The sequence below is a fragment of the Lentzea sp. NPDC020367 genome, assembly GCF_044387305.1.
Lineage (GTDB): Bacteria > Actinomycetota > Actinomycetes > Mycobacteriales > Pseudonocardiaceae > Lentzea.
This window is the reverse complement of sequence record NZ_JBIRVV010000004.1, coordinates 153,681-172,686: the sequence shown is the minus strand read 5'-3', so window position 1 is coordinate 172,686 and position 19,006 is coordinate 153,681. Positions and strand designations below refer to the sequence as shown.

The 19,006-nt window shown below is 70.0% G+C and carries 18 protein-coding genes; 5 read left to right on the top strand and 13 right to left on the bottom strand.

The annotated features are described in order from the left end of the window. Positions 1 to 24: 24 nt before the first annotated feature. Together ACH413_RS18470 and ACH413_RS18465 are read right to left on the bottom strand one after the other, a co-directional pair. On the bottom strand, positions 25 to 531 hold the full coding sequence (locus tag ACH413_RS18470) for a helix-turn-helix domain-containing protein (RefSeq protein WP_093604052.1): 507 nt from the start codon (positions 529 to 531) through the stop codon (positions 25 to 27). A gap of 75 nt (positions 532 to 606) precedes the next feature. Continuing rightward, on the bottom strand, positions 607 to 1,869 hold the full coding sequence (locus tag ACH413_RS18465; protein ID WP_360034683.1) for an NAD(P)/FAD-dependent oxidoreductase: 1,263 nt from the start codon (positions 1,867 to 1,869) through the stop codon (positions 607 to 609). A 41-nt stretch (positions 1,870 to 1,910) separates the two neighbouring features. Here ACH413_RS18465 and ACH413_RS18460 point away from each other — a divergent pair, with 41 nt between their 5' ends. Both ACH413_RS18460 and ACH413_RS18455 read left to right on the top strand, forming a co-directional pair. Then, positions 1,911 to 3,218: an FAD-binding oxidoreductase gene (locus ACH413_RS18460; RefSeq protein WP_360034686.1), complete on the top strand. Its 1,308-nt coding sequence runs from the start codon at positions 1,911 to 1,913 to the stop codon at positions 3,216 to 3,218. After that, a complete protein-coding gene (locus tag ACH413_RS18455) occupies positions 3,112 to 3,384 on the top strand; it encodes a Rieske 2Fe-2S domain-containing protein (protein ID WP_360034689.1) in 273 nt (90 codons plus the stop codon). The genes ACH413_RS18460 and ACH413_RS18455 overlap by 107 nt, the downstream gene beginning before the upstream one ends. On the opposite strand, the gene paaZ is transcribed toward ACH413_RS18455, so the two are convergent. From paaZ to ACH413_RS18425, 6 genes are all read right to left on the bottom strand, one after another. Continuing rightward, on the bottom strand, positions 3,381 to 5,402 hold the full coding sequence (gene paaZ / locus ACH413_RS18450; protein WP_360034692.1) for a phenylacetic acid degradation bifunctional protein PaaZ: 2,022 nt from the start codon (positions 5,400 to 5,402) through the stop codon (positions 3,381 to 3,383). The two genes, ACH413_RS18455 and paaZ, sit on opposite strands and share 4 nt — an antisense overlap. 101 nt (positions 5,403 to 5,503) lie before the next feature. Continuing rightward, on the bottom strand, positions 5,504 to 5,989 hold the full coding sequence (locus tag ACH413_RS18445; RefSeq protein WP_360034695.1) for a CAP domain-containing protein: 486 nt from the start codon (positions 5,987 to 5,989) through the stop codon (positions 5,504 to 5,506). Further along, a complete protein-coding gene (locus ACH413_RS18440) occupies positions 5,974 to 6,348 on the bottom strand; it encodes a cysteine/serine endopeptidase inhibitor (protein ID WP_360034698.1) in 375 nt (124 codons plus the stop codon). Before ACH413_RS18440 ends, ACH413_RS18445 begins: the two co-directional genes overlap by 16 nt. A 27-nt stretch (positions 6,349 to 6,375) precedes the next feature. Beyond that, complete coding sequence (locus ACH413_RS18435; protein WP_360034700.1) at positions 6,376 to 7,116, bottom strand: thaumatin family protein; 741 nt, start codon at positions 7,114 to 7,116, stop codon at positions 6,376 to 6,378. Positions 7,117 to 7,146: 30 nt separating this feature from the next. Beyond that, on the bottom strand, positions 7,147 to 8,364 hold the full coding sequence (locus tag ACH413_RS18430; protein WP_360034703.1) for a helix-turn-helix transcriptional regulator: 1,218 nt from the start codon (positions 8,362 to 8,364) through the stop codon (positions 7,147 to 7,149). After that, a complete protein-coding gene (locus ACH413_RS18425) occupies positions 8,361 to 9,578 on the bottom strand; it encodes a LuxR C-terminal-related transcriptional regulator (RefSeq protein ID WP_360034705.1) in 1,218 nt (405 codons plus the stop codon). The genes ACH413_RS18430 and ACH413_RS18425 overlap by 4 nt, the downstream gene beginning before the upstream one ends. A gap of 222 nt (positions 9,579 to 9,800) precedes the next feature. Here ACH413_RS18425 and ACH413_RS18420 point away from each other — a divergent pair, with 222 nt between their 5' ends. Continuing rightward, positions 9,801 to 10,778 carry a hypothetical protein gene (locus ACH413_RS18420; RefSeq protein WP_360034708.1) on the top strand — a complete coding sequence of 326 codons (978 nt, stop codon included), beginning with the start codon at positions 9,801 to 9,803 and terminating at the stop codon, positions 10,776 to 10,778. Here the strand turns inward: ACH413_RS18420 and ACH413_RS18415 are convergent. Next, on the bottom strand, positions 10,775 to 11,674 hold the full coding sequence (locus tag ACH413_RS18415; protein WP_360034711.1) for a LysR family transcriptional regulator: 900 nt from the start codon (positions 11,672 to 11,674) through the stop codon (positions 10,775 to 10,777). The two genes, ACH413_RS18420 and ACH413_RS18415, sit on opposite strands and share 4 nt — an antisense overlap. Before the next feature lie 71 nt (positions 11,675 to 11,745). Here ACH413_RS18415 and ACH413_RS18410 point away from each other — a divergent pair, with 71 nt between their 5' ends. Together ACH413_RS18410 and ACH413_RS18405 are read left to right on the top strand one after the other, a co-directional pair. Next, the gene (locus ACH413_RS18410) at positions 11,746 to 12,414 is read left to right on the top strand and encodes a nitroreductase family protein (RefSeq protein ID WP_360034714.1); all 669 of its coding nucleotides are present in this window, start codon (positions 11,746 to 11,748) and stop codon (positions 12,412 to 12,414) included. A 29-nt stretch (positions 12,415 to 12,443) separates the two neighbouring features. After that, positions 12,444 to 13,307, top strand: coding sequence for an AraC family transcriptional regulator (locus tag ACH413_RS18405; RefSeq protein ID WP_360034717.1), 864 nt, complete (start codon positions 12,444 to 12,446; stop codon positions 13,305 to 13,307). Here ACH413_RS18405 and ACH413_RS18400 read toward each other — a convergent pair. Genes ACH413_RS18400 through ACH413_RS18385 form a run of 4 tightly spaced genes read right to left on the bottom strand, consistent with a single transcriptional unit; the run spans position 13,285 to position 18,921 of the window. Further along, the gene (locus ACH413_RS18400; protein ID WP_360034720.1) at positions 13,285 to 14,466 is read right to left on the bottom strand and encodes a hypothetical protein; all 1,182 of its coding nucleotides are present in this window, start codon (positions 14,464 to 14,466) and stop codon (positions 13,285 to 13,287) included. The genes ACH413_RS18405 and ACH413_RS18400 overlap by 23 nt on opposite strands. Positions 14,467 to 14,469: 3 nt before the next feature. Then, entirely contained in the window at positions 14,470 to 15,285 is an 816-nt protein-coding gene (locus ACH413_RS18395; RefSeq protein ID WP_360034723.1) for an SDR family NAD(P)-dependent oxidoreductase, read from the bottom strand. A gap of 29 nt (positions 15,286 to 15,314) precedes the next feature. Next, positions 15,315 to 17,261, bottom strand: coding sequence for an NB-ARC domain-containing protein (locus ACH413_RS18390; RefSeq protein ID WP_360034725.1), 1,947 nt, complete (start codon positions 17,259 to 17,261; stop codon positions 15,315 to 15,317). Positions 17,262 to 17,271: 10 nt separating this feature from the next. Further along, positions 17,272 to 18,921, bottom strand: coding sequence for an AMP-binding protein (locus ACH413_RS18385; RefSeq protein ID WP_360034728.1), 1,650 nt, complete (start codon positions 18,919 to 18,921; stop codon positions 17,272 to 17,274). Positions 18,922 to 19,006 lie beyond the last annotated feature (85 nt).

The following is a 19,006-nucleotide window of genomic DNA, read 5'->3' as shown; positions in this document are numbered from 1 at the left end:
TCCGACGGTTACCCGTGGCCAAACCTAGGGACCGGCCGGGCCCAGCTGGTAGCCCTGGTTCCACAGGGTCTTGATGACCAGGCCGAGCGGGGAGATCCGCCGTCGCAACCGCATGATGTGCAGGTGCAGGGCGTTGCTGGTGTCGCCGTCCTTGGTGGGCAGGCAGAGCAGCAGGTCCTCCCGCGTGGTCAACGACCGGAAGCGGCGCAGGAGCTCGCCGACCAGCGCCCGTTCCGTCGGCGAGAGCACGACGGACCGCGTGCGGAACCGCAGGATGCCGGACATGTCCAGCTCCGGCACGGCGTAGCGGGCCGCGCGGGCTCTGAGCATGGCGATGCGCACGGCCAGGTCCTGATGCGGCACCGGCGCGCGGACCCAGTCCTCCCGCATGTCCGTGAGCACGGGCGCGGGGACGTTCTTCTCCAGCACGAGCAGGCACAACGTCCCACTGCGCTGGCACGCCTCCCGTGCCGCCGCGTCCACCGGCCAGCGCACGACCTCGACGGGCAGTTGGTTCACCAGGTTCGACATACGTCCACTTCCGCTTGTCCACCACGGAGAGCACCGAACCAGCCTTCGGCTTCTGGTGGACGCTAGCGGCGGCCGCTATTTCCGCTCTATCGCCCGCACCGGTTCCAGGATGATCGGCTGCGCGCGGCGGCCGGTGACGAGATTCCATCCCCACTGGGTGAGCACCGCGATCCGGTTGCGGAAGCCCACCAGGAACGCGATGTGCACGACCGCCCACGCCGCCTTGCCGATCAGGCCCTTCAGCCGCAGCCTCTTGATGTCCGCGACGGCGTCACCAGGCGAGATGGTGGCCATCGTGCCGAGATCGAGGTACCGGAACGGCTTGGCCCTGCGTCCGTTCAGGCGTGCCTTGATCACGCGCGCGACGTGGTGGCCCTCCTGGAGCGCGGGCTCCGCGATGCCCGGCAGGTCGTTCAGGTTCACCATGTCACCGATGGCGAAGACGTCGTCGGTGACCGAGCAGTCCACGGGATTCACGACGATGCGGCCCTTGCGGTCGGTCTCGGCGTTCGTCGCCTCGGCGAGCTTGCGCGCCAGCGGGGAGGCCTGCACGCCCGCCGCCCAGATGATCGTCCGCGCCTCGACCCGGTCGCCGTCCTTGGTGGTGAGGCCGGCGGCGTCGATCGACTCGACCATGGCGCTCGTCATCACCGTGACGCCGAGCGATTCCAGTTTCACCCGCGTGTGCTCGCGCAGTGCGGCCGAGAACGGCGGCAGCACGTGCGGCGCGGCGTCGACCAGCGTGATCCGGACGTCACGCGGATCGATCTCGCGGAACTGCCCCTTCAACGCCCGGCGCGCCAGGTCGGCGATCTGCCCGGCCAGTTCGACCCCGGTCGGTCCCGCCCCCACCACGGCGAACGACAGCCACTGCTTCGGGTCCCCTGCCGCCACCGCCGTCTCGAACGCCCTGAGCAGCCTCGACCGCAGGGCGACGGCCTGTTCGAGGGTCTTCATCGGCGGCGCGGACCCGGCCCACTCGTCGTGACCGAAGTAGCTGTCGCGCGAGCCGGCCGCCACGACCAGGGTGTCGTACTCGACCTGACGCGACCTCCCGTCCGTCAGGTCGACGTGCACGCGCTTGGCGGCCGTGTCGAACCCGGTCACCTCGCCCAGCAGGACGTGCGCGTTGCGTTGCCGACGCAGGATCGCCCGGAACGCCGGCGCGATGTCGCCCGCGGGCAGCAGCGCCGTCGCCACCTGGTAGAGCAACGGCTGGAACAGGTGGTGGTTCGTGCGGTCGATCAGCGTGACCTCGGCGTCCGCGCGCTTGAGCCCGCGCACGACGCCCAGGCCGCCGAACCCACCTCCGACGACGACTACCCGGTGTTTGCCCATGTAGATCGCATACCCGCTGAAGGCCGCGGGTATCCGCCGCCATGACCACCACCGCTGAGAAGTCGCTCTGGCTCGCCGCGCTCCCGGCGACGGCACGTGCCCCGCTGACCGGCGCGCACTCGTTCGACGTGGCGGTGGTCGGCGGCGGCATCACTGGCCTCACCACCGCGTTGCTGCTCAAGCGCCGCGGCCTGCGCGTGGTCGTGCTGGAGGCAGACCGGGTCGCGTCGGGCGCGTCCGGCAACAACACCGCCAAGGTCACCGCGCTGCAGTCCACCGTGTACTCGCGGATCCGGAGCACGCACGGCCTGGCCGCCGCGACCGACTACGCCACGGCGTCCCTCGCCGCCGTGGCCCAGGTCGCCGAGCTGGCCACCGGCATTTCCTGCGACCTGCGCCGTGCACCGGCCGTCACGTACGCCTACACCGAGTCCGAGGTGCGCGACGTCGACCACGAGCTCATCACCGCTCGCCAGGTCGGGCTCCCGGTCAGGGCGATCGGCGACGTCGGCCTGCCGTTCGAGGTGCACGCGGCCGTTCGGCTGGACGACCAGATCGCGCTGCACCCGGTGAAGTACCTGCGAGGCCTGGCCGACGCGATCGACGGCGACGGCAGCCTGGTGTGCGAACACAGCCGCGTGCTCGACGTGAGCGGGCACCGGGTGTCCACCGCGGACGGTCGCGTCACCGCCGAGAAGATCGTGATCGCCACGCACTACCCGGTGCTGGACCGGGGTCTGTACTTCCCCCGCCTGGAACTGACCCGCGCCTACTGCGTCGCGGCCCGCGTCAGCACACCGCCGCAAGCACTCGCCATCAGCACCGGCAGCCCCTCGTGGTCCATCTCGGCGCACGAGGACAAGCTGATCCTCGCGGGCCAGAGCCACCCGACCGGCAAACCCGTCGTGGAACCGTTCCGCCGCCTGGAGGACTTCGCCCGAAAGCACTGGCAGGTCGAGGAGATCACCCACCGCTGGTCGGCGCAGGACCCGACGTCCTACGACCACCTGTCCGATGATCGGGAGCTATACGCCGGGCAACACCACGCTGTTCACCGCCACCGGCTACATGAAGTGGGGCCTGACCAGCGGCACGTTCGCCGCGGCACTGCTCGCGGACCTGGTCACGGGCAAGCCGAACGACCTGGCCGACCGGTTCAGCCCGCACCGGGTGTCGCTGAGGTCGTTGCCCACGCTGATGAGGAAGAACGCCGAGGTCGCGCTGGAGATGGTCGGCGACCGCGTGCTGCCGGCCGACGCCACCTCCAGCGAAGACCTGCCGCGCGGCCAGGCCCACGTCGTCCGCGACGGCCTGGGCAAGACGGGCGTCTACCGCGACGACGACGGTGAGCTGCACGCGGTGTCGATGCGCTGCACGCACCTCGGCTGCCTGGTGCGGTTCAACGCCGCCGAGCGCAGCTGGGACTGCCCGTGCCACGGCTCGCGGTTCGACGTCGACGGTGAGGTGCTGGAGGGGCCGGCGACCCGGCCCCTCCCCCGCAAGGAACCGCGTTAGCTCTTGGCGACCAGCGTGAGCACGTCGTACTTCGCGACCGACTCGCCCTTCTGGTTCGCGACGTCCGCGTCCCAGCGGACCTCGCCGTACTCCTGGTCCTCGCGCGGCGTGATCTGCTTGACCGTCAGCGTCACGGTCAGCTGGTCGCCGGGGAACGTGGGCGTGACGAACCGCAGGTTCTCCAGCCCGTAGTTGGCCAGCACCGGTCCTGGCTCCGGCGAGACGAAGAGCCCCGCCGCGAACGACACCACGAGGTAGCCGTGCGCGACCCGGCCGCCGAAGAACGGGTTCGCCGCGGCGGCTTCCTCGTCCATGTGCGCGTAGAACGTGTCGCCGGTGAACTCCGCGAAGTGCTCGATGTCCTCCAGCGTCACCTCACGCGGCCCGGCCACGACCGTGTCGCCCAGACGCAGTTCGGCGAGCGTCTTGCGGAACGGGTGCACGGCGTCCTCGCGACGAGGCGCGCCCGTCACCCAGCGGTTCGTGATGGCGCTCAACGCGCGCGGGCTGCCCTGCACGGCCGTGCGCTGCATGTGGTGCAGCACGCCGCGCATGCCGCCCATTTCCTCACCACCACCGGCCCGGCCAGGGCCGCCGTGCACGAGCATCGGCAGCGGTGAACCGTGCCCGGTCGACTCGCTGGCGTCCTCGCGGTCCAGCACCAGCAACCGGCCGTGCCACGGCGCCACGCCGATGACGACGTCGCGCACGAAGTCCGTGTCGGCGGAGACGATCGAGCCCACCAGCGAACCGGCACCACGCGCGGCCAGCGTCACGGCGTCGTCCAGGGACGAGTACGGCATCAGCGTCGACACCGGCCCGAACGCCTCGACCTCGTGCGGCTGCACGGCGTCGGCGGCGGCGCGCAGCAGCATCGGCGACATGAACGCGCCGCGCTCGGCGTCAGCGTCCACAAGAGACAGAGCGCCGTCGCCGTAGACGACAGAAGCGTTCTCCCGCAACGCCTTCAGCGACCGCAGCACCTCCTCGCGCTGTTCCAGGCCGGCCAGCGCGCCCATCTTCACCGACTTGTCGGCGGGGTTGCCGATCACGACCTCCGCCAGCTTCGCGGCCACCGCCTCACCGACCTCGTCGATCAACGACGCGGGCACCAGCGCGCGCCGGATCGCCGTGCACTTCTGCCCGGCCTTGGTCGTCATCTCGGCCACCAGCTGACCGACGAACAGGTCGAACTCGGGCGTGCCCGCCACGGCGTCCGGCCCGAGGATCGAGCAGTTGAGCGAGTCGGCCTCGGCGTTGAACCGCACCGACGACCGGATCACGGCCTGGTGCGTGCGCAGGTGCTGGGCCGTGGACGCGGAGCCGGTGAAGCCGACCAGGTCCTGCTCGGTCAGGTGGTCCAGCAGGTCGCCCGCCGAACCGCAGACCAGCTGCAGCGACCCCTCGGGCAGCAGCCCGGAGGCGAGCATCAGCTCGACCATCTTCTCGGTCACGTACGCCGTCTGGGAAGCGGGCTTGATCAGCGACGGCACGCCGGCGATGAACGCGGGCGCGAACTTCTCGAGCGGCCCCCACATGGGGAAGTTGAAGGCGTTGATCTGCACCGCGACACCGTGCAACGGCGTGCAGATGTGCTGGCCGACGAATGTGCCGCCCCGCCCGAGCGGTTCGACGGGCCCGTCGACGTAGACCTTGTCGTTCGGCAGCTCGCGCTTGGCCTTGGACGCGTACCCGAGCAGCACGCCGAAGCCGCCGTCGATGTCGATCCACGAGTCGGACTTCGTCGCCCCGGACCGCGCGGACAGCGCGTACAGCTCGGCCTTGTGCTCCTTCAGGTACAGCCCGAGAGCCTTCAGCAGCTGCGCGCGCTGGTGGAAGGTGAGCTCGCGCAACGCGGGCCCGCCGACCTCGCGCCCGTACCGCAGCGCCGCCCCCATGTCGACGCCCGCCGACGAGATCCGTGCGATCTCCTCGCCCGTCACGGCGTCGTGCAACGGCGCGCCCTCCGCCGAAGGCGTGTGCCACCCACCCGACACGTAGCTGCGCAGCAAGCTCATCGAGCCAACCCTTCTCGCTGGGCGCTGGATCTTCAGCGACCCGACCACCAGGCAACGTATCAGGGGTGGCGGAGGGTGGCGCAGCGCTCGGCGGACGGGGTTCAGCGCGTTCCGAAGTCCTGCGTCCAGTAGTGGCCGTAGGTGGTGTTCTGCCGGTACTGGTGGCCGACACCGATGTCACGCAGGGCGCAGTTCAGGATGTTGGCGCGGTGCCCGGAGCTGTTCATCCACCCGCGCACGACGTCGGCGGCGGTGCCGTACCCGGCGGCGACGTTCTCGGCGGCCCTGGTCCAGCGGGTGTAGCCCGCCCGTTCGATCCGGACGACCACGGTGCTGCCGTCCGAGCCCGTGTGGCCCATGAAGTTCTTCGCGGCCATGTCGGCCGAGTGACGCTGTGCGGCGGTGCTCAGCGCGGCGTTCTGCTTCAGGGCGGGGCAGCCTGCCTTGGCGCGTTCGGCGTTCGTGAGGGCGATGACGTCCTCTTGCACGGTGGCCGCCGCGGCCTGGGGTGTGAGTGTGGCGGCCAGTGCCAGGGTCGCGGCGGCGAGCAGGGAGGCGCGCGACGCGATCATCAGACGATCTCCCACGTCACGTTGATGATGCCGACCGCGGTGTCGGCCAGGCCGGCGAAGGCGGGCTGGCTGAGGTCGATCTTGTTGCTCGCGCAGCTCGGGCACTTGTCCTTGATCGGCACCGTGATGGTCCTGCCGTTGTGCGTGACCCGGATCGACTTGCGGCACAACGGGTCGTTGTTCGGGTTGGGTGTCGTCCACAGCGCGGCGGGGGCCGCGACCAGCAGCTCGGTCGCCGCGTTGATCTTGGTGCCGCAGGCGCCGTAGCCGGCGTCGTTGTAGTAGCTGGCGGTGCCGCTGACAGCCGAGGCGGTGCCGGTGAACACGAGCGACAGGACCGCGGCCGCGCCGAGCACCTTGACGGTGGACCTCATGGTTTTCCTTTCGCGGTGGGGACCGTTTCAGGCCACGGAGTGGAACGTGACCTTGAAGCCGCTGCAGTTCGCGCACTGGAACACGGTCTGGTTGCCGGGTTCGGTGTCCTGCCGGGACCAGGCGTAGGCCTTGGGGCAGCGGGATTTGATGGTGTTGCTGTAGTCGGTCGGCGCGTCGCGGTTGGGGTTGACGCAGTTGATGCGCTGACCGTTGGCGCCGTACTTGACGTACGCGGGGTTGCAGCGGGGCAACAGGTTCTCGGTGCACCCGGCGGTGCTGCACGACGTGGACCCCGGCGGTACGACCGCGTTCACCGCGGCGATGGACACCGGCACGGAGAAGGCGTTGACGTAGCTGACGTTGTACCAGGGCGCGAGCGTGTCCCGGGAGTCGAAGTTGAACTCGGCGAGGCTGGCCGGCTGTTCCCCGGTGACGCAGCGGGCGGCCTGGACTCCGCAGTCGCCCACCGCACAACGGAAGTTCGCACCGGAGGTACCGGTGCACCCCTGCCGGGCGAAGAACGTGCCGCGCCAGTGGCCGGGTGCGGAGGTCTCGGGGATCGTGATGGTCGCGGACTGGCCGTTGGTCAGCGTCGGCAGGTTCGTCAGCGCCTGGGAACCGTCCGCGTTGACCGTGCTGCCGACCCAGATCGTCTGTCCGGTGTTGTTGACCAGGGTGACCGTGTGGTTGATCGCCGCGTTCGCGGTCGGCAGACCGGCGACGGCGAACGTGAGCGCGAACAGGGCCGCGAGCAATCGGGTGAGCATCTGCGGGCTCCCTCCGTCAGAGCTCCACGATCACCCGGAGGAGCCCGCGGGGGCATCACGGTCGGTCCGCAAGGTTTCCTGGTCGGGCCCGGCCCACCCGGTCACCCGCAACTCCCGCCGGCCCGACAGCCCGAGCTTGCGATAGACCCTGGTCAGGTGTAGTTCGACGGTCCGCGTCGCCATTGCGAGCCGGGCCGCGATCGCCCGGTTGGGCAAGCCCGCGCGCACGAACCGGGCGATCTCCGTCTCGACTGGCGTCAGCACCGGTTCGTCGACGCGCGCAGCGGCGGTCATGGCCTTCTCCGCCCGCCGCACGATGGCGGTGTCGCCGACGTCCAGGGCCGTGGCACGCGCTTGTGCGTAGATCTCGTACGCCTGCCTGCCCTGTGCGGTGAGCCGGGCGCCGTAGTCGCAGAGCACTTCGGCGAGTTCCATCCGGGCGTGTGCCAGTTCCAGCAAGCGAATCGCCCGCTCGTACGCAGCGAGGCCCTCACCGCCGGGAGAACTGGCCGCGACCGCCGCCAGGCTCCAGCCAAGGGCTCTCGGCTCGCCCCACCGGACCGCGGCGGCGTGTTCCTCCGTCGCCAGGCGCAGGGCCTCATCGGTGTCACCGCACGCCAGCGCGGCGCGAGAGGCCCACGAGCGCCACGGCATGACGGCGGGGTTGAGGACACCGGCCGCGGTGAACTCCCGCCCGCACGCGAGATGCCCCGCCAGGGCGTCCCGTGGACGGCCCGTCGCCATCGCCACCACCGCACCGGCCGCGAGCAGCAGCGCACGATCGGGGTGGTACCTCGCGTCAAAGCCGTGGCCGAGCAGCACGGCCTCGGCGGCACGCGGTTCCCCTCTGGCGACGAGCAACTCCACCGACCAGAGCAGCACCACCGGGCGGATCTCGTCCTCGACTCCGTTGTCCCGCAACACGTCCAGCAACGACGAGCACCGCGCGAGATCGCCGGTGCGGCGCGCCACGCCGGCTCGGGCGAGCACCATGTGCTCTGCCATCACCGGGTCGCCGGGACTCTCGTCGAGCAGGGCGAGGCTGTGCTCGTCGGCGGCCACGAGCTCGCCCGCGCAGACCAGCGTCCCCACCGCGCGCGACATGCACGGCGCGTGCTCCCGGCAGCCGGGCGTCGCCAACGCCAGTTCGGCCGCCTGGACGGTTTCGGTCCAGTTCTCCCCCACCGCGAGCAGACGCGTCGAGACCGCCGCAGGGCACTCGGGGTCAGGACAAGGCGCCCACCTCACGCCGTGGGGACCAACGCCCGGCGCAGACCCGGCCGCCCCGCCACCCCCATCTTGCGGTAGACGGCGGTGAGGTGGATCTCGACGGTGCGCACCGTCAGGTTCAGCTCGGCTGCTATCTCCCGGTTCGATCTGCCCGACCTGGCCATCAGGGCGATCCTGCGTTCCCGGCCGCTCAGGGCGGACTCGCCGTCGTTGCGCAACAGCCGCGACGCCAACGCGTCCGCCTCGCGAGTCCACTGTGGACATGATGCGGTCTCCCGCAACCGCCGGGCGTGCTCACGGGCCCGTTCGATCTCACCGCGCGCGAGCAGGAGCTGAACCAGGTCGTGACGCGCACGCAGCGCCTCGCCCGCGGCCGGTTCCAGCCAGGTGAGCGCTTCCTCGAGCAGGACGTCGTCACCGCCGCGCGCCAGGGCGCAGGCGTGCAGGGCGAGTCCGATTCCCCTTGGCGCGCCCCATCTTCTGGCGGCGACCAGGTCCTTGTCCGCGCAGATCCGCGCGAGCACGAGATCTCCGAGATCGGCGGCGGCCAGCGCGGCGGACGACCTCCAGGGCAGCACCGCCGGGTTGACGACACCCCACTCCGCGAGCCGCCGTCCGCAGTCGAGGAACTCGTCCAGCGCCAGGGCGCTCTGCCCCTGTGCCAGCAGGAGCCGGCCGCGGGCGAAGCACAGCTCGGCGCTGTCCGGGCCCTCGGTCTCCAGCACGGCGTGCGCCCGGTCGAACTCGCCGGTCTCCGTGAGCGCCAGGGCCAGCCAGGCGACCGCGACGCCCCGTGGCCGGACGCCGTCCAGCAGCCGCGCCGCCGCGCGCGGATCGCCGCGCAGCAACATGATCCGTCCGCCGAGGAGTTCGTGGCCGGTGGCCGCGATCCAGTGCCGGTGCGCCAGGCCGACCTCGCCGGCGTGGACCAGGACCGTCACCGCCTGCCAGAACGTGCCCGCGTCCAGCGGCCGGGCCGAGGCCAGCACGCGCTGGGCGATGCCGGACGCCTCGGCACGGCCGGTGCCGCGATTGACCGCCTGCACCGCCCGGAAGAGGGCCGGATCGGATCGCCCGCGCGTTTTCGGGAACCCCGGCAGGTAGGCGAGAGCGGCAGGCTCCAGCCCCGGTACCGCGTCGCGCGCGAACTCGTCCGCCTCATTCCACCGCCCACTGCGCACCAATTCGAAACGGGTGCGGCGAACCTCCTCGAGCAAACCGTTGTTCGTCATCCGGCGACGTCCTTTCCGAGAAATGCGTCTCATCTCATCTGGACGATCAACTGGTCTGGACCTTACCGCCAAATACGCCTTCATTGAACAGAAAGGTTTGGCCCTCCCCAGCGCGACGAGCGCGACCTCGAGCCTGATAATACGTATTACAGTCTTGTTTCATCGCATCGTCGGCTCTACGGTCCGGATCACCCCGGAGTCCTCGACGCAAAGGAGCGCCCCATGCCACCGAACCGCCGTCAACTGTTACTGGGCACCGCGGGAGCGGCCTTGCTGACGGGAGTCGCGCCTGCCGTGGCGGCGCCGGCGGGCTTCCCGGACTACCGGTACACCAGACTCGCTCTCGTCAAGAACAAGCTTCGCTACAACCCGACCAACGAATTGATCTTTCCCACCATTCGCGGCACAAAAGATCGGATCTCCGGCGCACTGGCGGCCTACTACCTCTACTACGCGCCCCACGACGCACCAGGCGGAATCTGCCTGGCTTACGCGAACTCGCTGGAGGAGGAGTTCACCGAGTACGCCGGTAACCCGATCATTTCAAGGAGCTGGCCGGGCGAGTACAGCGTGTCCCACGTGTCGTCGCCGCACGCGATGTGGAACGACGACGTGAAGCGGATGTACCTGTACTTCCACGGCGAGAACACCGTGACCCGGCTCGCCAGCTCCGCCGACGGCATCCACTTCTCCTACGAGAAGGAGGTGCTGTCCACGCGCCTGCAGCCCGCGGGCACCACCGAGACCTCCTACGCGAGGGTGTTCCGGCACGACCTGCCGTCGCGGAGCGCCCGGTACGTGATGGTGTTCATGATCAACAACAGCACGAACCGCCGGGACATCGGCTGGGGCTGGTCGGCGAACGCACGCGACTGGACGTTCTCCCAGACCCCGCTCGTCCGGCACCAGGACGTGGGCGCGGTCAACGTCGGTGGCCCGCACCTGTTGTTCCGCAACAACAGCGTCTACGTCGTCTACAACACCGACATCGGCAGCGGCGGGAACATCCTCATCACCGAGGTGGGCCTCGACTTCAGCAAGCGCAACCACCTGGGCGTCTTCCACGACTCGACGTCCGGATCACCGGACAACGGCAGGTCGGCCGCACCGTCGTTCGGCACCTACCAGGGCCGGGAGTACATGATCTACGAGGCCGGCGACCGGCTGGCGGGCAACATCGCCATCGCGCGAGCGCTCTAACCGAACAACGCGGCGCAGTGCTCGGCGAACGCTTGCGCACGGCGCGTCAACGGCCCACTCGCCCAGCCGAGCACCACGGGTGTGGTGGGCACGTTGTCGCGCAACGGCACTGCCAGCACCTCCAGTCCCTCGTACGACCGGGCCAGCGCGGGTTGCTGGACGGTCATCGAGTAGCCGATGCCGCGCGCCACCAACGACCGGGCCAGCTCGAAGCTGCGCGCCCGGTGCGTCACCACCATCTCGACACCGGCGGCGGCGAACACCGAACGGAAGTAGCGCTCGCTCGGTGGCACGTCGAGCAGCACGAACGGATCGCCGGCCAGTTCGCTCAACGCCACCGCACGCCGTCGGCGCAACCGGTGATCGGCGGGCAGCAGGACCCTGGGCGGCTGGTCGTACAACGTCCTGGTCGCGATGCCGGGCACCAGGTCCTGGTCGTAGAGGAACGCGATCTCGCACCGTCCGGAGATCAGGTCCTCCCCGATCTCCGGCAGGCTCCCCTCGACGAACCGGACGGACACCTCCGGATGCGCCCGCTCGAACGTCGCGATCGCCGCGGGCAGGTGGAACGGCGCGATCGGCGCGTAACAGCCCACGGTCAGCACTCCGCTCACGGTCGAACTGAGCCCACGCGCCTCGGCACCGAGGTCCCCCATCGCCCCGACGACCCTGCGAGCGTCGGCGAGAACCTGCGTGCCCGCCGCCGTCAACGCGGCACCCCGGCGCGGCGATCGCATGACCAGCCGCAGATCCAGCACCCGTTCCAACTCGCTCAACGCCAAGGAGATCGCGCCCTGCGACACGTGGCACCGCGAAGCGGCGGACGTCAGCGAACCCGTCTCGGCCACCGCGATCAGGTATTCGAGCTGCCGCACCGTCACGTTGGGCAGATTCATGAGCCGAGCTTATAACTGACCGAAGAAACGTGAACTGGCCAAAAGAGTCGCCCACCGGCATCGTCCGAGAAGTGACCCGACCGCACCGCCATCCGTTCATCCCGTACACACCGCCGCGCATGCCGATCGAGGACGGACTCGACCACGGCAGGGCGTTCCACCGGCTGCTCGACGAGCGGAGGTCGGTGCGCTGGTTCTCCCCCGACCCGGTCCCGGCGGAAGCGATCGAACTGGCGGTGCGGGCCGCCAACACCGCCCCGAGCGGCGCGCACCAGCAGCCGTGGCGGTTCGTCGCCACCCAGAGCCCGGAGCTCAAGCGCCGCATCCGCGCTGCGGCCGAAGAAGAGGAACGCCGCTTCTACCACGAGCGCGAGATCCCGGACTGGCACGCGGCGCTCGCCCGGCTGGAGACCGACGCGGACAAGGAGTTCCTGGAGGTCGCGCCCTGGCTGGTGGTCGCGTTCGCGCAGAAGCAGCAGGACGGCAAGAAGACCTACTACACCAACGAAAGCGTCGGAATCGCCTGCGGTTTCTTCATAGCGGCGCTGCACTCGATGGGCCTCGCGACGCTCACGCACACCCCGAACCCGATGACGTTCCTGACCGATCTCCTCGGACGCGACGGCGAACGGCCGTACATCCTGTTCCCGATCGGCTACCCGGCCGACGACTGCGAGGTGCCGGACCTGCACCGCAAACCGCTCGCCGAAGCACTCACGTTCGCCGACGAACTTGCCTGATCCCCCCACCAGCGGGGAGCATCGACCAGGTGGACGAACTACGCGCGTTGCTGGCCAAGCACGCCCGGCCGGACATGACCACCATCATCGACGACGTCCTGGTCTCCAGGACCACGCTGGGCGGGCCGCCCACGCCGTCGATGTCCGGCACGATCCTCGCGTTCGTCGCCCAGGGCCGCAAGCGGATCGCGTTGGGTGAGCGCGTCTACGACTACCGGGCCGGCCAGTACCTGGTGGCCTCGGTCGACATGCCGATCACCGGCAACTACGTCGACATCAGCCCCTCCGAGCCCGCGCTCGGCATCGGCATCGTGCTCAAACCGGACAAGGTCGCCGAAATACTTCTCACCAACGACCTCCCGAAACCCGCGGGCACCCCGGAGGGCCTGGCCGTCAGCGACGCGAGCCAGGAGCTGATCGACGCGGTGACGAGGCTCGCGCGCCTGCTCGACCAGCCGCGCGACGCGCGAGCGCTGGCCCCGTTGATCAAGCAGGAGATCCTCTGGCGGGTCATGACCGGCGAGCAGGGCGCGGTCGTCCGTCAGCTCGGCACCCAGGACAGCAGCCTGAGCCACATCGCCAAAGCGGTCAGGTGGATCCGCGAGAACTACGCCGAGTCGTTCAAGGTCGAGAACGTCGCGCGGATCGCGGGCATGAGCGAGTCGGCGTTCTACCGCAACTTCCAGGCCGTCACGGCGATGAGCCCGATCCAGTTCCAGAAGCAGATCCGGTTGCAGGAGGCCAGGTTGCTGCTCGCGACGAACCGGGACGTGACGAGCGTCAGCCACCGCGTCGGTTACGACAGCCCGTCGCAGTTCAGCCGCGAGTACCGCCGTCAGTTCGGCGCGCCGCCCAGCCAGGACGCGAAACTCACGCTCCAGCCCGCTCTCTGACGTTCAGGTACACGGCGCGGACCTCCAGCGTCCGCTCGACCTTCTCGATCACGGGCGCGAAGAACTGGCGCCGGTGCTCGGCGTCGCTCATCGAGATCACCGAGAAGTACATGCTGCCGAACGCGGCGAACAGCGTGGCGTTGCGCAACATCGCCGACGGCACACCGGGGATCACGGACGCCTTCGCCGGCGCCCCGATCCACTGCTCCGCGATCTCGGGCGTGACGACGATCAGGCCGAGGACCACGAAGAACGCGAACAGCGCGAGCCCGATCACCGCCGCCTGCACCAGCTGCCGGATCGCGAGCATCACCAGCAGGTTGCGCGACTGCCGGCCGTTCAACCGCTTGGGCGGCAACGGTTCGGTGATCTCCACATCGGACAGCGGCGTGCCCTTGCAGGCACCGGTGAGGATCTCGGGCCGCAGGTCCTGTTCGACGCGGCCGATCTCGTCGCGCAACCGGGCGGCCGCCGCCAGCACCGTGATGGCGGCGAACAGCAGCACGACCAGGCTGACCCGAGGCCAGCGCAACTGGTTCATCGCCTGCCACAGCTCACCGGTGAAGAACAGGAACAGCGTCACGAACAGCATCGGCGGCAACGCCCGGCCGATCAGGTGCACGCTGTTGCCCAGGTCGGCGATCACGTGCCGGCTGGCGGCCTTGAGCAACGCGCCCAGCCCGTAGGTGGTGGCCAGCATGGTCGCCACGAAGGCCGCCCCGAACACGACGACGAACCAGATCAGGGCGACCCACACCGACTCGGTCTCCTGGTCCCCGTCCGGCGCGGTGAACTTGACGTCGATCGCGGACTGGATCAACGGCGTGATCACCGGTATCGCCGCGTAGACGACCAGCACCAGCACGGTCATCCGCGGCGAGAAGTTCGGCATCCGCCGCACGAACAACGAGAGCAGGACCCACGCGGACACCATCGCCGCGACGATCGCCCCGAGCAGCACCCACCGCGACAGCCCGGCGGACTGCTGCAGCACCAGCCACGCGAGGCTGCCGACCGCCACGAACGCCAGCGCCGGCAACATTCGCGGCAGCACGTGCGACCGGAAGCCGTAGCCCTCGATCATCGTCGGCGCGCCCTGCCGGACGAACCACTGCTCGGTCCGCCGCACGACCGTCTCCGAAGCCACGGCGAGGATCATGCCTCACCGTTCGAACAGACGCGCCATGATGCTGTAGTAGTGGGTCGGGGTGATGCGGGCGAGCAGGTCGAACGCGTAGGCGTCCGGCCCGACCAGCACCCGCGCCTTGCCCTTCTCGACGCCGCGGTGGATGACCTCGGCGGCCTTGTCCGGGGTGGTCAGGGCGATCTTGTCGAAGTCCGCGGCGATCTGCTCCAGCGACCGGCCCTGTTCGTCGAGCTCGGTGTGGAAGCGCCCCTTGCGGACGATGTTGGTCTTGATGCCGCCGGGGTGCACGGCGACCGCCGAGACGCCGGTGCCGCGCAGTTCCTGGCGCAGCGAGTCGGTGAAGCCGCGGACGGCGAACTTCGCGGCGCAGTAGGCGCTCTGGTTCGGCATCCCGCACAGCCCGAACACGCTGGAGGTGTTCACGACGACGCCGTAGTTCTGCTTGACCAGCAGCGGCAGGAACGCCCGCGTGCCGTTCACGACACCCCAGTAGTTGATGTCGAACAGCCAGGAGTCGTCCTCCGGCACGGAGTTCAGCACGCTCGTGGAGGTGGCGACGCCCGCGTTGTTGAACACCGCCGCGAGCGGCAGGTCCAGCCAGGCCTGCACCTCCTTGGCGAACCGCCGCACGTCGTCGGCGTCGCGGACGTCGAGGATCCGGCTCAGCACCGGGCCCTTCAGCGAGGCCGCGGTCTCCTCCAGCCCGATCTCGTCGACGTCGGCGATGATCACCGGCGAACCGTGCCGGGACAACCGCTGGGCGAGGCTGCGGCCGATTCCCGAGGCCGCCCCGGTGATCACCGCCGGACGTCCTGAGATCTTGCGGACCATCGCGTGTGCTCCCTGCTGTCGTGAGCACCTCACGTTTCCAGTGATCGCTCCCGCACGCCAGAGTCGATCAGCTTCGCCCGAACGCCCGCCAGGTCCGGGTGTCCGAGCCTGGTGAGCAGCACTTCCGCCCGTGACCACGCCCTGCGCGCGCCCTCAGGGTCTCCGGCGGCGGCGAGCGCGTCGCCGAGATCACCCGCGCACTGCGCCTCGCCGTACCGCTCCCCCAGCCCCGCGAGCTGGTCGACCGCCAGCGACAGCACCACGGCGGCGCGGTCGTGCTCGCCTCGTCTGTGGTGGACGTGTCCCAGCGTGCGCAGCGCGTACGCCTCGCCGTCGAGGTCGCCCAGCACGCGCAACCGGTGCAGCGCCTCGGTGGAGTGGTCGAGCGCCGCGTCGAGGTCGCCGATCATCGCGTTCGCCCAGCCGAGCGCACCCTGGATGAGCGCGATCCACGACGGGTTCCTGGTGGTGATGAACTGTTCCAGCGCCTTCTGGGCGTGCGCGAGCGCGGTGGTGAAGTCCTCGGCCATCGCGTGCGACCAGGCGATCGAGAAGTGCGTGACGCCGACGTTCACGGCGTCGCCCTGGTGCAGCTCCAACGCTCTCGCGAGGTCGGCCTGCGCGCCGGCGTGGTCGCCGAGCATGGCCTTGCCCCGTCCGAGCAGGTGCAGCGTGACGGCCTCCGCCGACCGGTCCTTCAGCCGTCTCGCCGCGGCCAGGGCGAGGTGCTGGGTGGACGCCCTGTCGTCCCACCGGCCGCGGCGGTACAGGAACGTCGACATCGTCCACGGCAGCTGCCAGGCGTGGACGTCGAAACCCTTCCGCACGGCCAGTTCCGTGGCCGCGAGCAGCACCGGCAGCTCGGCTTCCAGCCACGCCAGCGCTTCCTCGTACCCGCCGAACGACACGGCCGACTCGACGTCGATCGACGGCCAATGCGGTGCCAGACACCGTTCCGCCGCGAACGCCGTGTGGAGGTAGTGGTCGAGCAACCGCCGCAAAGCCGGCTGGGCCTCGTCCTCCGTCGCCAGCTCGGCGGCGAAGGCCCTGAGCAGGTCGTGCAACCGGAACCGGCCAGGCACGTGCTCGTCCACCAGGTGCGCGCGGGTCAGTTCCGCCAACGGCCTGCGCGCCTGGCCATCGAGCAGGACCTCGGCCGCCCGCAGATCGAGATCCGGTCCACAGTGGACGCCCAACAGCCGGAACAACCGCGCCGCGTCCTCCGGCAACGCGTTGTAGGACGCGGAGAACACGGCGTCGAGCGCGTCGAGGCGTTCTTCCCGAAGCTCGTCCACCAGCGCCCGCAACGGAAACGCCGGATACGACAGCACCCGCGCGGCCACCACGGCCAGCGTCAGCGGCAGCCCACCCGAGCACCGCACCAGCTCCGCCACGGCGTCAGTGTCGCCGAGCCGATCCGCACCAAGGCGCAGTGCCAGCAGCGCGACGGCCTCGTCGTCGGCCAGGACCGGCACGGTGAGCGGCTGGGCCTGCTCGTAGGCCACCAGGCCGGGCATCCGGTTGCGGCTGGTGACGATCACCAGGCTGTCGGCACCGCCCGGCAGCAACGGCCTGACCTGCTCCTCGTCCCGGGCGTTGTCGAGCACGACGAGCATCCGCAGGTCCGCCACCAGCCCGCGGAACAACGCACCGCGCGCCTCCAGGTCGTCCGGGATCCGCTCGGGGACCACGCCCAGCGCGTCCAGGAACCCGCGCAGCACCACCGCGGGCGACGAGGGCGCGGCGGCCGGGTCGAACCCGCGCAGGTTCACGTAGAGCTGACCACCGGGGAACCGGTCGAGGTTGTCGTAGGCCCAGCGCACGGCCAGCGACGTCTTGCCGAACCCGCCGGGCCCGCCGATCACCGCCACCCCGGACTCGATCGCGTCCAGCGCCTTGAGCTCGTCCAGCCTCCCCACGAACACCGGCGGTCTGGCAGGCAACTGCCGTGGCACAACGGTTTCTGGTCTCCCCACCAGCCCGATGCTAGGCGCGGAGTTCGGGGAACTGGTCGTCCCGCCACTCCCCTGTTCCGTCGAAGCCCTCTTCTTCCCGCGTCCGCAGGTCGACCCGCCGGATCTTGCCGGACACGGTCTTGGGCAGCTCGAAGAACTCGAGCCGCCGGATCCGCTGGAAGGGCGCCAGGTGCTCGCGGGCGTGCCGCAGGATCTGCAGCGCCGTCTCGCGGTTCGGCTCCCAGCCCGCGCTCAGCGCCACGTACGCCTTCGGCACAGCGAGCCTGAGCGGATCAGGCGCAGGAACCACGGCCGCCTCGGTGACCGCCGGGTGCTCGATCAGCACGCTCTCCAGCTCGAACGGCGAGATCTTGTAGTCCGACGCCTTGAACACGTCGTCCGTGCGCCCGATGTAGAACAGGTAGCCGTCGTCGTCACGGCTCGCGATGTCGCCCGTGTGGTAGTAACCGCCGGCCATCGCCTCGGCGTTGCGTTCGTCGTCGCCGTGGTAGCCGACCATCAACGACATCGGCCGTTGCGCGAGGTCGATGCAGATCTCGCCCTCGTCCGCGAGTTCGCCGGTGATCGGGTCGACGAGCACCACCGGAACGCCCTGCAGCGGCCGTCCCATCGAGCCGAGCTTCACCTCGGCGCCCGGCACGTTGCCGACCGACAGCGTCGTCTCGGTCTGGCCGAAGCCGTCGCGGATCGTGAGGCCCCACTGCTTCTGAACCTGCTCGATCACCTCGGGGTTGAGCGGTTCCCCCGCGGCCACGACCTCGCGCAACCCGCCCGGCCCGCCGCTGAGGTCGGCCTTGATCAGCATCCGCCACACCGTCGGCGGCGCGCAGAACGTGCTGACGTTCTTCGCCCGGATCTGGCCGAGCAACGCCGCGGCGTCGAACCGGGCGTAGTTGTAGACGAAGATCGTCGCTTCGGCGATCCACGGCGCGAAGAAGCAGCTCCAGGCGTGCTTGGCCCAGCCGGGCGAGCTGATGTTGAGGTGCACGTCGCCGGGCTTCACGCCGATCCAGTGCATGGTCGTGAGGTGCCCGACCGGGTACGAGGCCTGGGTGTGCTCAACGAGCTTGGGACGGCTGGTCGTGCCGGAGGTGAAGTACAGCAGCAGCCGGTCGTCCGCGGTGGTCTTCGGGTGTGGCAACGGGCCGTCCGGCGCCTCGGCGGTCTCGGCGTAGTCCAGCGGCCCCGTGCCGCCGACCGTGATCACGACAGGCCCGGCCGAGAGCTTCGAGGCGTCCTCGGCCCGTGCGATGACGTGCCGCACCGAACCCCGGTCCAGCCGGTCGGCGAGGTCGGCCGGTCCCAGCGCGGTGGTGGTCGGCATGATCACCGCGCCGAGCTTCATCACCGCGAGCATCGACTCCCACAGCTCGACCTGGTTGCCCAGCATGATCATCACGCTGTCGCCGCGACCGACGCCCTGCCACGCGAGCCAGCGCGCGACGCTGTTCGACCGGCGGCGCAGCTCGTCGAACGAGTAGGCGCGCTCGGAGCCGTCCTCCTCGACGATGTGCAACGCCGTGGCGGTGTTGCCCTCCGCGATGAAGTCGAACCAGTCGTGCGCCCAGTTGAAGCTGCCGTCGAAGCTCGGCCAGGTGAACGCGCCGGGGTCCGTGAGCATCAGGTCGCGGGCCGCGCGGTAGATGTCGTGACTGGACATGACGCAGAGGATGGGAGTGCCGGAGCCGCCGGTGTACCCCCGGATGGGGGTGTACCCCTTTTCGAGGGTGCTGCCGTCAGCGAAA

Coding starts and splice junctions, on each gene's coding strand:
- ACH413_RS18470 (WP_093604052.1), bottom strand. CDS start 531: ATGTCGAACCTGGTGAACCAACTGCCCGTCGAGGTCGTGCGCTGGCCG.
- ACH413_RS18465 (WP_360034683.1), bottom strand. CDS start 1,869: ATGGGCAAACACCGGGTAGTCGTCGTCGGAGGTGGGTTCGGCGGCCTG.
- ACH413_RS18460 (WP_360034686.1), top strand. CDS start 1,911: ATGACCACCACCGCTGAGAAGTCGCTCTGGCTCGCCGCGCTCCCGGCG.
- paaZ (WP_360034692.1), bottom strand. CDS start 5,402: ATGAGCTTGCTGCGCAGCTACGTGTCGGGTGGGTGGCACACGCCTTCG.
- ACH413_RS18440 (WP_360034698.1), bottom strand. CDS start 6,348: ATGAGGTCCACCGTCAAGGTGCTCGGCGCGGCCGCGGTCCTGTCGCTC.
- ACH413_RS18435 (WP_360034700.1), bottom strand. CDS start 7,116: ATGCTCACCCGATTGCTCGCGGCCCTGTTCGCGCTCACGTTCGCCGTC.
- ACH413_RS18425 (WP_360034705.1), bottom strand. CDS start 9,578: ATGACGAACAACGGTTTGCTCGAGGAGGTTCGCCGCACCCGTTTCGAA.
- ACH413_RS18420 (WP_360034708.1), top strand. CDS start 9,801: ATGCCACCGAACCGCCGTCAACTGTTACTGGGCACCGCGGGAGCGGCC.
- ACH413_RS18415 (WP_360034711.1), bottom strand. CDS start 11,674: ATGAATCTGCCCAACGTGACGGTGCGGCAGCTCGAATACCTGATCGCG.
- ACH413_RS18400 (WP_360034720.1), bottom strand. CDS start 14,466: ATGATCCTCGCCGTGGCTTCGGAGACGGTCGTGCGGCGGACCGAGCAG.
- ACH413_RS18395 (WP_360034723.1), bottom strand. CDS start 15,285: ATGGTCCGCAAGATCTCAGGACGTCCGGCGGTGATCACCGGGGCGGCC.
- ACH413_RS18385 (WP_360034728.1), bottom strand. CDS start 18,921: ATGTCCAGTCACGACATCTACCGCGCGGCCCGCGACCTGATGCTCACG.